The following is a 13,702-nucleotide window of genomic DNA, read 5'->3' on the forward strand; positions in this document are numbered from 1 at the left end:
GATAAATTCTCCCCCAACTTATTATGTATAATTTTTATAATATAAATTAATTTAAAAAAGAAACAATAAAGCTAATTATACTCATGTTACGCTTACAATGAAAGTTGTAGATTTAAATAAACGGTGAACTTTCGGATATATAGATTTAATAAAAAAATAAACGGTCAGCATCGCTAACCGTTATCTGCTACTTTTTTATAAATAACTGCGTCCAATAATACCCATCAATTGTATAACCAACACCAATGTGTGTGACATCTGGATCCATGATATTTTCTCGGTGACCTGGACTATTCATCCAGCCATCCATTACTTCTTGCGGTGTTTGCTGACCTAAAGCTATGTTTTCTGCTGCAGCAGTGTAAGAAATACCAAATTGCTTTAACATGTCAAACGGCGAACCGTACGTCGGTGATGTATGGGAAAAATAATCATTAGCTGCCATGTCCTCGGCCTTTTCTTGCGCTACTTTAGCAAGTGTTGGTTCAAGTTCAAGCGGTGTTAAACCATTTTCTCGTCTTACTTGATTTGTTAATTCAATAACTGCGGTCTGAAAATCATTTTTTGTATTATCTGGGTTATCAATATTTTGTGAAGGATTTGTAGTTTCCTCACCGTCATACACATTATTGTATGGCCCTCTGTTTATAGAAGGCCCTCCAAAAATATTCTGTTCTCTTCCTGGTCTTACCGGAATATTGTCGTTTCTTACATTAGTCACATTTAAATTGCCTGCATTTTCTTGATTAACACTACGAGTTCTATCGCTATCGTCCATACCTAGATTGGAACCTTCACTATTACATGCAACCAACAACAAACAAAATCCGACTACAACAGATATTAATAACTGTTTCTTCATCAAGTCACCCCAATAAAATTTATTCTGTTAATAATATCTGTCCAAACATCGAATTCTATTCTGTTTACAAATAAAAAAGACAGTAATAACTGCCTTTTAATTTTATAATTTTATAAGTAATTCAAAGTGAAGTTTGGTCTTATCTCGCCGATTTGTTCTTTTCTTGCATTCAACACTGGCGCATAATGATAATCACTTAGCATAGAAATAACACTTTCATCACCTATGTTCAGCTGCTTTAATACCTCCATTGAAGCTACATTTGTTGCTCTTTCGTTTCCATCCTCTACTTTTATCGCTACACCGATACCAGTTTTATGATCTGCAAAACAATGGACACCTTCTGCTCCAACTTTTGCAACTATTCTGTCACGGTAGGCTTTCATTAAATCAGTATCAAATCGTTTTGTACCAGCAACCATCTCCGGGTAGGTGATCATCGCTTTTCTAATTCGATTTAAAGCATCCACGCGCTCTGGTGTACCTTTAGACCACTTTCTTTTTGAACCTAGACGTGCAAAGGCTTTTGCAAGGTTAAATAGTGGCAACCTATGGACAGGTACACCACAACCATCAACAGATGTTTTTATTTTTTCTTGTGGATAATCACTTACATCTTCAATTACTTCAATGATTTGCTGTTGGTATGGATGTGTCACATCTCGGTAGGTTTGTAAATCGAAGCCTTGTTTGCTACAGGCAGCTAGCATCCCTGAGTGTTTACCCGAACAATTACTAAAAAATTGCGTAAGCTCCCCTCCACTTTTTAAAAGTTCTTGGTAGCTTTCGGTATCCCTAGGGATGTGCGTTCCACATTGTAAGTGATCCTCTTGTAAATGAAGCTTGTTTAATACTTCTTTTACAGCCTCTCGATGGATCGGTTCTCCATTATGGCTCGCACAGAACAACGATAACTCACGGTCTGTTAAATCGTAAGCCTCCATCGAACCAGATTCTACTATTGGTACAGCTTGGAATGGCTTCATTGATGAACGTGCAAAAGTTAATCGTAAAGGATCACCATAATAGGCATGGAGTTCACCCTTAGCATTTACCACAGCAACATGAATCTGATGGGAACTTTCTAAATAATTACCTCTATAAACTTGGATAGCAGTCATATGACACTCCCCTCTCTCTACTTTCATCATACTACTCTAGAAGAAAGTTAGGAATGCTTCTGTTTACTACATATGGTGCAAATACAAGGAAATAAAAACACCAATTGCTGTAATAAATCCTACACTAGGTCCTCCCTCTTTATATGCTTCAGGCATCATAGTGGAAGCAATCATTGAAATAATCGCTCCACCAGCAAAAGAACTCATCAAGGCTTTCCACATATCAGAAGCACCCTCTAGCAGTACTCCTAACCACGAACTAATAGCAGAAAACAAAACAACAAAGGACCATAACACAATAATCTTTTTCTTGGAATAACCACCTTTTTGTAATCCAACTGTACTGGATATTCCTTCAGGAAGGTTACTAATAAAAATAGATATTACTAAAGCGAAACTGACTGAGCCACCTCCAATTAAACTCATTCCTATCATCGCCGACTCTGGCAATGTATCCATAATCGTTCCTATAAAAATCCCCATACCTGAATTTGATGATTCGGATGAATGGCCTTCTGAATTCTTTCTTTGATGTCCGCCATTTCGAGAAATAACAATATCCAATATAGTAAAAATTAATGCTCCACCTAGAAAGCCAATAGCTATCTCTTTAAACCCACTTATTTCTAAAGCATCTTCTAGTAACTCATAAGTAGTAGCACCTATTAACGCGCCTGTTCCTAACGCCGCAATAAAGCCAATTATCCTATTTGGAATTTTAAACTTCAGCACAATCAACGCACCCAACATGGTTGCTGATGCTGCAATAGTTCCCCAAAGAATTGCATTCCACATTAAAGATAGGCCTCCTCTTTTTGGCTTTTTTAATCTCTTTTTAACCTCGTCATATAAGACTGAAAATATACTTAGAAAGCACTAGGAGAAGTGACTAGAATTTTGAAAACGATTCACTCTGTGTCATGCGGCAAAATATAGCGATACGAGACCGGTGAACTTAATACAGTTGATGTATTTATCGTGCCATATGGCATTAAACTATCGATTAATACCCTCATTTGATTCATATTTGATACTGCAGCTTTTAAATAGTAGCTAACATGGCCTGTGACTCGATGACATTCAATGATGTCATACTTCTGTTTAATCATACTTTCAAATTCCTGTGGTGATACCTTTAAGCCACTAACTTGAACGATTAACAGGATCTCTCTTCCTATTGCAGGTAAGGATACTCGAGCTGAGAATTCCTCAATAATCCCCTTTTCTTTAAGCCTATGTATTCGCTCCGTTACACTTGGCCTGCTTAACGCCAATAATTTAGATAGATCACTAATTGAAATCCGTGCATCTTTCTGCAAGATTTGTAAAATTTGTCTGTCTAACTTGTCCAAAACTATCTCCCTTTCAAAATGTCAGATTTATTGTTATATTGATTTCATTTTGTAAAATTAAATTGATTATATCATTCATAATTATATATGTAATCATCATTCATTATACTAAAATTAAATTATGGTATTTTTTTGAAAAAACATAAAAAGGAGATATGCAATGAAAAAGATATTAATGATATTTCTCGGAATCATTATAACAAGCTGTGGTGTTATTGTTTTAAAGCACTCTCAAATAGTAACTGGAGGTACTGCTGGTTTAGCGCTAAATCTCTCCTATATATTTCATTCCCCATTCTCTATTCTATTTTTTATCATAAACATACCCTTCTATATATTTTCTGTGTTAAGAATGGGTTGGAAGTTTACACTTTCAACGATGGCGTCTGTAAGTGTACTATCTTTAATCACAAGCCTTGATCAATGGATTCCTACCTTTACGATTGCTTCATGGTTAGGTGCTATTATCGGTGGCGCCTTTATCGGTATCGGATTATCAATTTTATTTGCAAATGGCTCTTCTTTAGGCGGGGCTAATATACTAGCTTTATTTCTTCACAAACGTTATAACCTAAATCCTGGTATAACCAATTTTGCTTTTGACTTTTTAGTCGTGCTAACTAGTATGTATTCTGTTGGATTATTTAGGGGAGTGTCCTCTATTTTATCTATTGCAATTACATCAGTAGTAATCAGTTATTTCAAAAATAAAATATCAGGTAAACAAGAAAAACCTGCTCGTGTCAAAAGCCAAAAGGTCCAACAAAAAGTGGCAGTTTCTCAATAATATACTATAAGTAAAACAGGACTAGATATGATCTAGTCCTGTTTTTAATTTCTTCTTTTTACTAAAAAAAGTCGTACTCTAATAGTTTAACCTTTATGATTATCTGCGCATATCTCACATGAAAAGGCGCATATCTGATGTGCGTTGACGCAAATCCTAGTCATTAGACGTATTAATGACACTAGTTGACGCAGATCCTACTTCGAAAGACGCATAAGTGAGAGAATTCTCCTCACTCACAAGAATGCACTCTGTATGAATTTGAATTGTTTTACATTCGACTAAAAACTGACAACAAACAACTGTTATTATAAAATATATGATAGAAGCTACACTTATAAGGAGGAGTCTTCATGAATTGGATTTTTGCAACAATAGAGGAATTACAAGCTGCAATGACAGAGGGAGAGTTAACCGCAAAAGAGTTAACGTTATTTTATTTACAAAGAATTGCTTCATACGATAAGGAAGGACCAAAAATTAACGCAATAGCTGAAATAAACCCTGATGCTCTCCATATTGCCGAAGCACTAGATGCGGAACGTAGTTTAACTGGTCCTAGAGGGCCACTTCATGGGATACCAATCCTTATCAAGGATAATATTGATTCTGGAGACAAAATGCATACTACAGCAGGATCTGTTGCACTGGAAAACCATTATGCTACAAAAGACTCCTTTGTAGCAAAAAAGCTCCGTGAAGCAGGTGCCGTTATTTTAGGGAAAGCTAACCTTACCGAGTGGGCTAATTTTATGACAGAAGGTATGCCTAATGGATATAGTTCTAGAGGTGGTCAAGTATTAAATCCATATGGACCTGGAAAGTTTGATGTGGGTGGATCGAGTTCTGGTCCAGGAGCTGCTATTGCCTCTGGGTTTGCTGCTGCAAGTGTTGGAACCGAAACTAGTGGATCCATACTAAGTCCAGCAAGTAGCAATTCCATCGTGGGGATTAAGCCAACAGTTGGTTTAATAAGTAGAAGTGGTATTATTCCAATTGCCCATAGCCAGGACACAGCAGGACCAATGGCTCCAACTGTAGCCGACGCTGCTATTCTTCTAGGCGCCTTAACTGAAACGGATGCTGATGATCCAGCAACCTTTATAAGTGAAGGCAAAGCACAAAAAGATTATACGAGTAATTTGGTGTTAGAGGGTCTTAATGGAGCACGAATAGGTGTAGATCGTAATTACCTTACCGAACTTGATGAGGAAGAATTACAACTTGCTAACGAAGCTATCAATGTGTTAACTCGATTAGGCGCTCAGGTAATTGATCCTGTAGAAATTACAACTGACCCATCCAATTACAGCGTGTTATACCATGAATTTAAAGCAGACTTAAATGCATATCTTGCTAAAGTTTCTGGGAATGTTCCTGTACACAATTTGAATGAATTAATACAGTTTAACCAGCAACATAAAGAAAAAGCTTTGAAATATGGACAAAGTATCTTGATTGAATCTGATGAGAAATCTGGATCTCTTACAGAGGCAGAGTATATAAATGCGAGAGTAGAAGACATAACATTGTCTCAAACAGAGGGAATTGATGCTGTGATGGACAAGCATAACTTAGATGCCTTGTTTTTTGTAAACTATTACGGTTGTGCCATTGCAGCGAAAGCCGGTTATCCATCTATCACTGTGCCTGCTGGATACACATCAGAAGGAAAGCCCTTTGGTATAACTTTTACAGGTAGGGCCTTTAGTGAAGATAAGTTAATCGAATTAGCCTACGCTTATGAACAAGCAACTAAACTAAGAAGAGCCCCTACATTCCATTAAAAAGTGACCTTAAAGGTCACTTTTTTCTATAGTTTCTTTCTTCTAGATCTACATTCTCCATTTTGTAAACAAATTTAGCTTGCTAGCTATTCAATAATTTATTTACACGTGAATAATTTCACATTATATTAGAGATATAATTTTGAGAGGAGGTGTAGCCATATGAAGCGAGTCACAGTAGCTATATTACTTGTAGTGGGTCTCCTGTTTATCGTAATGAAATTTTCAAACACAACTTCAGCTGTCGATAACATAAATGATGTTGAACATATAAATTATAAAAATACTTACAACATGAATGACGATGAATATATTGTGTATTTTTGGCAAGAATCGTGCAAATACTGCTTGGAAGTAAAGCAAGACGTAAATCAGTATTTGCAGCAATCTTCGGCACCCATTTATATTGTGGATATGAAAGATACTAGTAACAGTAATGCATGGTACAATTGGGAATTCCACCATCAAAAATATGATCAAAAGATTGGAACCATAAAAGATGGTGAAGAAGTTCTTGATGAAGACATAGATTTATCAGACTTTGAGAATGACAAAAATGTTGACTGGATTATAGAAATAACTGAATCAAATGAGTTAATCGCCCACCATAATACGCCTTATGCTAACTTGGAACCAAATTCCGTTGATGAACTTGAAATTACCGGAACCCCTACTATGCTTAAAATTAAAAATGGGAAATTAGAAGGTTATGCTGTTGGAGTTGAACAGGTAAGAAAACTATTAGTAAAATAAATAGTAGTGGTCATAATTATTGTACAAATAGCTGGTCGGCACGGTATACTTTCCCAAAATAGTTATCAATATTCCTTAGGGACATCTCATGCTCTTCATCAGAAAAGGCAGCTGTACAGTCCGATAATAAAGTAACCCCATAATCAAGCATAAAACCATCTCGAGCAGTTGATTCTACACAAACATTGGTACTGACACCCGCTATGATTAATTCTTTAATTGAATAAGCCTTTAAAACAGATTCCAGTTTTGTATGGATGAAAGCACTATACCGATGTTTAACAATGACAATATCATCTGATGACGGTGCAATCTTATAAAATTCAGATCCCCACTCTCCTTTTCTGCATAACCCACTTTGATCTCCCTTCATTCTACTTACCCATGTAGGGGAATCTGTACTTTTCTCATGAATTGTTTTTATAAAGATAATCGGCAATTTCTCTGCTCTTGCCCCTTCTATAAATGAATCTAATTTAGGTATCATCTGTTGTATCATATGGACAGACGAACCTTGCCTCGCTAAATAGCCATCTTCATGACAATAGTCATTTTGAATGTCCACAACTAGTACAGCTGTTGATTTATTACTAATCGATTGATTTAACTTCATGGTAAAAGGACCCTTCTTCCTCGTTACAGTGTTCTCTTACCATCTATTGTCTTCTATTTCCTCTTAATTATCACACAAAAAAGACAACAGTTATCATAGAAAGGTAATCCTTCTCTATGATAACGGCTGTCTTTTGTTAGTCTTGACTTCCCTTTTTTATCTTTATCTTCTAAAGTAACTTTAGCATATTAATTTATGGAATCCTATAGTTTTGTAAGATTTTCTTACAATGAAATAATTTTAGTTAACATAACTACTTGAGGCGAACTTCATTAGCGTTATTATGTCTAACCTACGAAAGCTTTTTACTAGGAAACAGTTGTTTTTCTTTCCATTTTCCGAATCGAAAATACAAATAGGCAAAAAGACTGCTAATTATAAAACTAACTCCCATTCCTAATGCTATTCCTTTTTCTCCAAATAGATCGGAGAACAAATAAGTTAACGGAAATCGGAGGATCCAGAAAGAAATTATATTAAGCACTAAAACTTGATACATGGCACCTGATGCACGCACTATCCCATTTAAAATAAAATTAATGCCTAAGAAAGGATAGAAGAAAGCGACAATCATTAAATACTGAGAACCAAATTCTACTGCTCTCGGATCCTGTATAAATAATTTAATTCCATATTCAGCTAAAAGGACAATTAAAAGTGCAAAAAAGAGCATGACTGCCAAATTATAAACAAGACCATAGATAGATATTTTTTTTACTCGTTCCCATTTGTTAACGCCAATATTTTGCCCAGCCATACTGTTTACTGCTGTACCTAATGCATGAGCAGGAAGCATAAATAAACTATCTAGCCGTTGCGCAGCACTAAAGCCTGCAACTACTGCTTCACCATGGGAGGTAACGACACTCATAATTGCAGCAGATCCAGCTGATATAACAGACATTTGCAAACCTGAGGGAATTCCAAGATTAAGTATAAGTTTTACTTCCTCAAATGCAGGGGTTGTAGGTATAGAAAAAGGTACCAACTTTTTTGATATAACATAAACAATACCGTAGATAAAAGCAATTCCTTGTGAACAGACTGTTGCATAGGCAGCACCATTGACCCCTATATTAAAGGCAGAAATAAATAAAGGATCTAAGACTATATTTAATAGCACAGCAATTAGAACAATACGTAGCGGTGTTCGGCTATCCCCTAAAGCCCTTAAGACAGTGCCAATAAAGTTATAGCCTAACAAAAACAAAATCCCTATCGCGTTAATTTTTAAATAGGATGCCGATTCAGATAACATTTTTTCAGGTGTACCCAAAATGTTTAAGATGGGTTCTGCAGCAAGGTAACCAACTAATCCTAAAACTATTGCCATTATTGTTAGCGTTACGACAAATGCATTTAAATACCTCTTTAGTCCTTCTTCATTATTTTTCCCTTTTTGTTGGGAAAGGACAGTCAACGTTGTATTGTTGATACCAATAATAAAGGATAAAATAGTAAAAATAACAGTTGAGGAAATGGCTACCGCACCTAATGCATTAGCACCTAATAAGTTCCCTACCCATAAGCTATCTGCAAATTGATACGACACTTGAAGTAGCTGGGTAAGCATGATCGGGCCTGAAAACAGAAGAAGTTGTTTCATAATATTACCTTCTGTAAAATCCTGTTGTTTCCTCATATACTACGACCCCTTTTCACAATAAAACATACCAATCTATTCTAGCAGTTTATCGATCGTTTATCATGGATATCACTTTGATTATACGGATTCATTTTTCTTTTTCTTCCCTTATATTAAGATTCCTTTTATAATAGATATACTTTATTTATTCTTTAATAGATTAAGAAAGTAGGATCAGCATGAATTTTACTCCATTTCAGAATAAACTCTTTCGAAACTATCTAATTGGTTCCTTTATAGCAGTCATGATTGTAGGAACTACTTTCATCTCCCATACCTTAATTGTACCCAAAAAAGATCTAGGGATATTGTTAGGTGTGCTTTTCTTCTCGTTAATTTGCATGTTAATAAGCGAATCGATTTTATATAAAAAACATGTGCGACCAATTAAAAATGTACTGGACCTTGATGTAGCATCATTGGAGGAATTTAAAAAGGCATACTTAACGACCCTTCGTTTTCCTGTATTATCTCTTAAACGAATCTTGCTACCGCACTTTTTGGGACTAGCTATACCTGCATCACTATTAACTATGTTTTTCATAAATCAACAAATCATTACCATACCAATCTATTATGTTGTATTTGCTTGGATAGGCGCTTTTTTAATTGCATTTACACACGCAATAATTGAATTTTTATTAACCTCAAAGGCGATCATTCCTGTATTAAAAACACTACGAAAAAAAACATTAGCCATTTATCAGGTAGATTTAAACGTAGAAAATTACGTACTCCTGTCAATAAAACGAAAATTTTTCTTTAGTATTCTGTTTATTGGAATTTTTCCTGTACTGTTGTTTAGCTTGGCTACTTTTATCTACCTAATTCAATTAGACAGGGCTATTATTTATGAGTATTGGCAATGGGCAGCAGCCATTATGTTAATTGTTGGTATTACTTCTATTTATTTTTCTACCTTATTAACTAAAGAAGTAGAAGAACCAATTAATCATCTTCAACAAGGGATGAAAAGTGTACAAAACGGTTTACTTCCTAAGATAGATGAACACTACACTGATGAGTTTTCTAAGTTAATGGCCGGTTTTAACCACATGTCTGATTCTTTAAGGGAAAAAGAACAACTTAACACTAAACTACTGAATAGTTTCTATACGGTTTTTTCAGCAACCTTGGACGCACGAGACCATTACACCGCTGGGCATTCTATCCGAGTGGCGAATTATGCAGTGGAAATTGGGAAATACACAGGCCTATCACCTAGTCAATTGGATTTGCTTCACAAATCTGCACTACTCCACGATATTGGAAAAATCGGAATTCGAGATGAGGTCTTATTAAAAGAGGGAAAATTGACCGATGAAGAATTTGCCCAGATCAAATTACACCCATCTATCGGAGCAGATATTCTAACCCAAATTCAACCAAAGGAAGCAATGGTTGAATTAATCCCTGGAGTTAAATACCATCATGAGCGTTATGACGGGAAGGGCTATCCTGATGGCTTAGCTGGAGAGAACATCCCTTTTTTTGGACGAATTCTAGCTGTTGCAGATGCATTTGATGCGATGACTTCTAATCGTCCTTATCGAAAAGGGATGAGTACTGCTAAAGCATTGTCAATCATTGATGAGGGAAAGGGAACACAATGGGACCCTGTTTACGCTAAACTTTTCGTGGAGTTAATGAGAGAAAAACAACAAGAGGAAAATGGGAAACAATACGCGGTAAAGTGATAACTTTAAAATACAAACATAAACTGTGTAATAGCAACATTGCTATTACACAGTTTTTTTAAAGGAGTGATATAGTGAAAGTATTTGGAAGAGGTGTTTTCTACATTCTTATTGGTTTAGGTTTATTGTCCTTGCTGGCTATTCTCACCAAAAGTCAACTCGCAATTCCTTGGTTTATTATACTCCCCATCATTCTCATTGCTTTCTTAGTAGCTAGTAAACAGGACAACATCGATGGTGGTGATAGTGGCGGTTTTCCTGAACAAGATAGTAACTATGATAGCAGTGGTGATGAAGAGTAAGATTAAAAAAAGTTTATAAGATTAACCTTGACCTAATTGGTTGTCCGTCCCAAATCACTTCACTTTCCGCTTGCCTCGCTATCACTTCAGGTTCTTTTAGTAATAAAAAGAAATTTTTAGTTGGTAATGGACCAAGTTCATGCTTCTCTGACAATCTATCCAAATATTTTCTCATTGATGTTAGATTTTTTGATTGATTATCTCCCTCGCTAGAAAACTCATATAGGACACCCGCAATTGGCACTCTTTTCACTTTGTAACTACTGGCAACTCTCAGGAAGAAATCCCAGTCCCAGTAATTCATAACCGCTTCATCAAAGTAACCTATATGGTCATGCAGCTGTTTACGATATAAACTCCCTGATGGTACAAATGTAGAAAACTTTTTCATCTCCTTTAGATCATAGTTATACGCAAAGAGAAGCCTACTCTTAGGAATCCTTTGGTTATTCACATGATTATAATCTACGATTTCTACATCCGAATATACTAGATCATAATGATTTAATTCCTCGACCATACGTTCAATGTGCGTTGGTAAAATAATGTCATCATCATCGATCAACATGATATACTCACCTATGGCATGAGAAACACCTACATTTCTAGCCTTTACATGCTTGCTATTCTGTTCTAGATTAATAATCTTACAATTAATTTCCCAATACAATTCCTTTAGCTCATCAACGCGGTTACCTGCGTCATTAACAATAATCACTTCAAAGTTTGTAAAAGTTTGCTTTATCAGAGATTCCATTAATTCTGCTAAAGAATGAATACGATTATAAGTAGGTATAATGATAGAAACCAGTGGCTGCTTCATGTTTTTTCTCCTTTATGACCTTCAATTAAATTCGACAATTATCAACAAAAAACGGGTGGTGACAGGCACCTTGTAAACTCCATTATACAAGAATTTGTGCTCGTTCACTAAATTGTAATTTTTTTTTTCTTTATTTTAGTTTATAACGGATACAATCTGGTTATAATTATAAATATAAGCGCTTACACAAAATAAAATACACGAAAGGAAGAATACTCAATGGCCTATTTAAGAGAAGCAGTTGAAAAGCAAAAAGCATATCTCATTGAACAATTAGTTAATCACGGTCATGCAACAAATGATGGTGAGGAACTGTTTAATATGACACTTAGTGAGTTAATAAATGAATATGACCAGTTGTTAGTTACTGTAGAAAAAAGTGACAAGAATACAATAAGATTCACACGTTCAATCCAGCTAGCTGATGATCCTCAGATCCATTAACAATGGGTAAGAAAAATAGGATGCATCCCGCATCCGTTAAACCTGACTACAAAAGGGGTTGTTTTAAGCGAAAACTAACTACCTTCTCTTCTGACATGGCTTTAATAGAGGAACGTACCCCTTCTCGACCTAGCCCTGATCCTTTTACACCACCGAATGGCATCTCATCAATTCGGTAATCACTACTATCGTTAACCATAACTCCACCTACATGAAGATATTTAATGGCATAGTAGGCCTTGTTAATATCCGAAGTAAATATTCCTGCCTGCAACCCATAATTAACATCATTTGATTTTTCTACTGCTTCATATACATTTTCCACAGGATAAATCAAAACAACAGGACCAAATATTTCTTCCTGAGCAATTGTAGCTGTATTGGGTACGTCTGTTAGAACGGTTGGATGAATATAAGACCCAGTCCTTTTACCACCACAACACACATTAGCCCCTTCGGAAACAGCTTCATCAATCCAGGCTTCTACCCGTTTAGCCTCTTTTTCATTAATTAGCGGGCCCATGTCCGTCGAATCGTCCAGTTTATCTCCTACATTTAGTAGGTTGGCTGTTTGAATGAAATTTTCTAGAAATATGGGATAACACGCTTTTTCAACATAGATTCGCTGGACACCAATACAATTTTGGCCTACTGCTGAGAATGACCCTGACACACAGGATTGAACGGCATCTTCCAGGCAAGCATCGTTTAGTACGATAACAGGAGAATTGGAGCCAAGTTCCATACTTATTTTTTTCAAACCAGCTAGTTTAGCAATTCTTTCTCCTGCCTCTAAACCGCCAGTAAAAGAGACCATTTTAATAGATGGATGTGTCACTAAGGTTTCCCCAATTTCTCGACCTGATCCTGTAATAATGGATAGAAGCCCAGCTGGTAATCCAGATTCCATGAACGCTTCTCCTAATAACAATGCACTAAGAGGTGTAGCAGAAGCTGGTTTTACAATGACTGCATTTCCGGAAGCTATTGCTGGCCCTACTTTATGCGCAACAAGGTTTAAAGGATCGTTAAACGGTGTAATGGCACCGACCACACCTATTGGAAATCGGTAGCTATACCCCACTTTATTTTCACTTCCAGGGCTTTGGTCAAAATTAATCGTTCTCCCATCGAGTCTTCTTGCTTCCTCCGCACTAATTTGAATAGTTTGAATCGCTCGGTCCACTTCGCATCTAGCTTCCTGAATGGTTTTACTACCTTCTAATGCAATAGTCCTTGCATAGCGATCTTTCTGATCAGTTATATATCTAGCAGTTTGTGTTAATACACGAATCCTTTCATGCGTTGGCCATGACAGCGCACCTTCATATGCTTCCTGTGCCTTCTCAATCGCCAATAACATATCCACTTTTGATGCTTTCGGTACTCGAGCAATAAGCTTATTATCCTGTGGATTCAGAACATCAAATGACTTCTCTGCGTCAATCCACTGTCCAGCTAGTAACATTTTTTCATCCTTCACTTGAATTTGCATCATGACCATCTCCCCCTTAGC

The 13,702-nt window shown here is 36.2% G+C and carries 14 protein-coding genes; 6 read left to right on the forward strand and 8 right to left on the reverse strand.

Annotation, left to right across the window (positions count from 1 at the left end):
* Positions 1-187: 187 nt before the first annotated feature.
* The 4 genes from H7K77_RS14505 to H7K77_RS14520 all read right to left on the reverse strand — a co-directional run bounded on the left by H7K77_RS14505 (position 188) and on the right by H7K77_RS14520 (position 3,335).
* Complete coding sequence (locus H7K77_RS14505) at positions 188-862, reverse strand: CAP domain-containing protein (RefSeq protein WP_186578588.1); 675 nt, start codon at positions 860-862, stop codon at positions 188-190.
* 110 nt (positions 863-972) lie between these two features.
* Positions 973-1,983: an asparaginase gene (locus H7K77_RS14510; protein WP_186578590.1), complete on the reverse strand. Its 1,011-nt coding sequence runs from the start codon at positions 1,981-1,983 to the stop codon at positions 973-975.
* A gap of 66 nt (positions 1,984-2,049) precedes the next feature.
* Complete coding sequence (locus H7K77_RS14515; protein ID WP_186578592.1) at positions 2,050-2,778, reverse strand: ZIP family metal transporter; 729 nt, start codon at positions 2,776-2,778, stop codon at positions 2,050-2,052.
* A 113-nt stretch (positions 2,779-2,891) separates the two neighbouring features.
* Positions 2,892-3,335: an Lrp/AsnC family transcriptional regulator gene (locus H7K77_RS14520; protein ID WP_186578594.1), complete on the reverse strand. Its 444-nt coding sequence runs from the start codon at positions 3,333-3,335 to the stop codon at positions 2,892-2,894.
* A gap of 160 nt (positions 3,336-3,495) precedes the next feature.
* Here H7K77_RS14520 and H7K77_RS14525 point away from each other — a divergent pair, with 160 nt between their 5' ends.
* The 3 genes from H7K77_RS14525 (at position 3,496) to H7K77_RS14535 (ending at position 6,662) form a co-directional block, all read left to right on the forward strand.
* Complete coding sequence (locus tag H7K77_RS14525) at positions 3,496-4,122, forward strand: YitT family protein (protein WP_186578596.1); 627 nt, start codon at positions 3,496-3,498, stop codon at positions 4,120-4,122.
* A gap of 353 nt (positions 4,123-4,475) precedes the next feature.
* Complete coding sequence (locus tag H7K77_RS14530; RefSeq protein WP_186578598.1) at positions 4,476-5,909, forward strand: amidase family protein; 1,434 nt, start codon at positions 4,476-4,478, stop codon at positions 5,907-5,909.
* Between the two features lie 162 nt (positions 5,910-6,071).
* On the forward strand, positions 6,072-6,662 hold the full coding sequence (locus H7K77_RS14535) for a hypothetical protein (protein WP_186578600.1): 591 nt from the start codon (positions 6,072-6,074) through the stop codon (positions 6,660-6,662).
* A 16-nt stretch (positions 6,663-6,678) separates the two neighbouring features.
* Here the strand turns inward: H7K77_RS14535 and H7K77_RS14540 are convergent, their stop codons facing one another.
* Both H7K77_RS14540 and H7K77_RS14545 read right to left on the reverse strand, forming a co-directional pair.
* The gene (locus H7K77_RS14540) at positions 6,679-7,275 is read right to left on the reverse strand and encodes a cysteine hydrolase family protein (RefSeq protein WP_186578602.1); all 597 of its coding nucleotides are present in this window, start codon (positions 7,273-7,275) and stop codon (positions 6,679-6,681) included.
* A gap of 292 nt (positions 7,276-7,567) precedes the next feature.
* Positions 7,568-8,917, reverse strand: a complete 1,350-nt coding sequence (locus H7K77_RS14545; RefSeq protein ID WP_186578603.1) for an MATE family efflux transporter — start codon at positions 8,915-8,917, stop codon at positions 7,568-7,570.
* Positions 8,918-9,099: 182 nt separating this feature from the next.
* Here H7K77_RS14545 and H7K77_RS14550 point away from each other — a divergent pair, with 182 nt between their 5' ends.
* The gene (locus H7K77_RS14550) at positions 9,100-10,617 is read left to right on the forward strand and encodes an HD-GYP domain-containing protein (protein WP_186578605.1); all 1,518 of its coding nucleotides are present in this window, start codon (positions 9,100-9,102) and stop codon (positions 10,615-10,617) included.
* Between the two features lie 74 nt (positions 10,618-10,691).
* The gene (locus H7K77_RS14555) at positions 10,692-10,919 is read left to right on the forward strand and encodes a hypothetical protein (protein ID WP_186578607.1); all 228 of its coding nucleotides are present in this window, start codon (positions 10,692-10,694) and stop codon (positions 10,917-10,919) included.
* 13 nt (positions 10,920-10,932) lie between these two features.
* Here the strand turns inward: H7K77_RS14555 and H7K77_RS14560 are convergent, their stop codons facing one another.
* Entirely contained in the window at positions 10,933-11,742 is an 810-nt protein-coding gene (locus tag H7K77_RS14560) for a glycosyltransferase family 2 protein (protein WP_186578609.1), read from the reverse strand.
* A 219-nt stretch (positions 11,743-11,961) separates the two neighbouring features.
* Between H7K77_RS14560 and H7K77_RS14565 the strand changes: the two genes are divergently transcribed.
* Complete coding sequence (locus H7K77_RS14565) at positions 11,962-12,186, forward strand: Fur-regulated basic protein FbpA (RefSeq protein WP_186578611.1); 225 nt, start codon at positions 11,962-11,964, stop codon at positions 12,184-12,186.
* A 46-nt stretch (positions 12,187-12,232) separates the two neighbouring features.
* On the opposite strand, the gene H7K77_RS14570 is transcribed toward H7K77_RS14565, so the two are convergent.
* Positions 12,233-13,681, reverse strand: coding sequence for an aldehyde dehydrogenase family protein (locus H7K77_RS14570; protein ID WP_186578712.1), 1,449 nt, complete (start codon positions 13,679-13,681; stop codon positions 12,233-12,235).
* Positions 13,682-13,702 lie beyond the last annotated feature (21 nt).

This window comes from Aquibacillus kalidii (assembly GCF_014280935.1).
Lineage (GTDB): Bacteria > Bacillota > Bacilli > Bacillales > Amphibacillaceae > Aquibacillus_D > Aquibacillus_D kalidii.

Coding starts and splice junctions, on each gene's coding strand:
- H7K77_RS14505 (WP_186578588.1), bottom strand. CDS start 862: ATGAAGAAACAGTTATTAATATCTGTTGTAGTCGGATTTTGTTTGTTG.
- H7K77_RS14510 (WP_186578590.1), bottom strand. CDS start 1,983: ATGACTGCTATCCAAGTTTATAGAGGTAATTATTTAGAAAGTTCCCAT.
- H7K77_RS14515 (WP_186578592.1), bottom strand. CDS start 2,778: ATGTGGAATGCAATTCTTTGGGGAACTATTGCAGCATCAGCAACCATG.
- H7K77_RS14525 (WP_186578596.1), top strand. CDS start 3,496: ATGAAAAAGATATTAATGATATTTCTCGGAATCATTATAACAAGCTGT.
- H7K77_RS14530 (WP_186578598.1), top strand. CDS start 4,476: ATGAATTGGATTTTTGCAACAATAGAGGAATTACAAGCTGCAATGACA.
- H7K77_RS14535 (WP_186578600.1), top strand. CDS start 6,072: ATGAAGCGAGTCACAGTAGCTATATTACTTGTAGTGGGTCTCCTGTTT.
- H7K77_RS14540 (WP_186578602.1), bottom strand. CDS start 7,275: ATGAAGTTAAATCAATCGATTAGTAATAAATCAACAGCTGTACTAGTT.
- H7K77_RS14545 (WP_186578603.1), bottom strand. CDS start 8,917: ATGAGGAAACAACAGGATTTTACAGAAGGTAATATTATGAAACAACTT.
- H7K77_RS14550 (WP_186578605.1), top strand. CDS start 9,100: ATGAATTTTACTCCATTTCAGAATAAACTCTTTCGAAACTATCTAATT.
- H7K77_RS14560 (WP_186578609.1), bottom strand. CDS start 11,742: ATGAAGCAGCCACTGGTTTCTATCATTATACCTACTTATAATCGTATT.
- H7K77_RS14565 (WP_186578611.1), top strand. CDS start 11,962: ATGGCCTATTTAAGAGAAGCAGTTGAAAAGCAAAAAGCATATCTCATT.
- H7K77_RS14570 (WP_186578712.1), bottom strand. CDS start 13,681: ATGCAAATTCAAGTGAAGGATGAAAAAATGTTACTAGCTGGACAGTGG.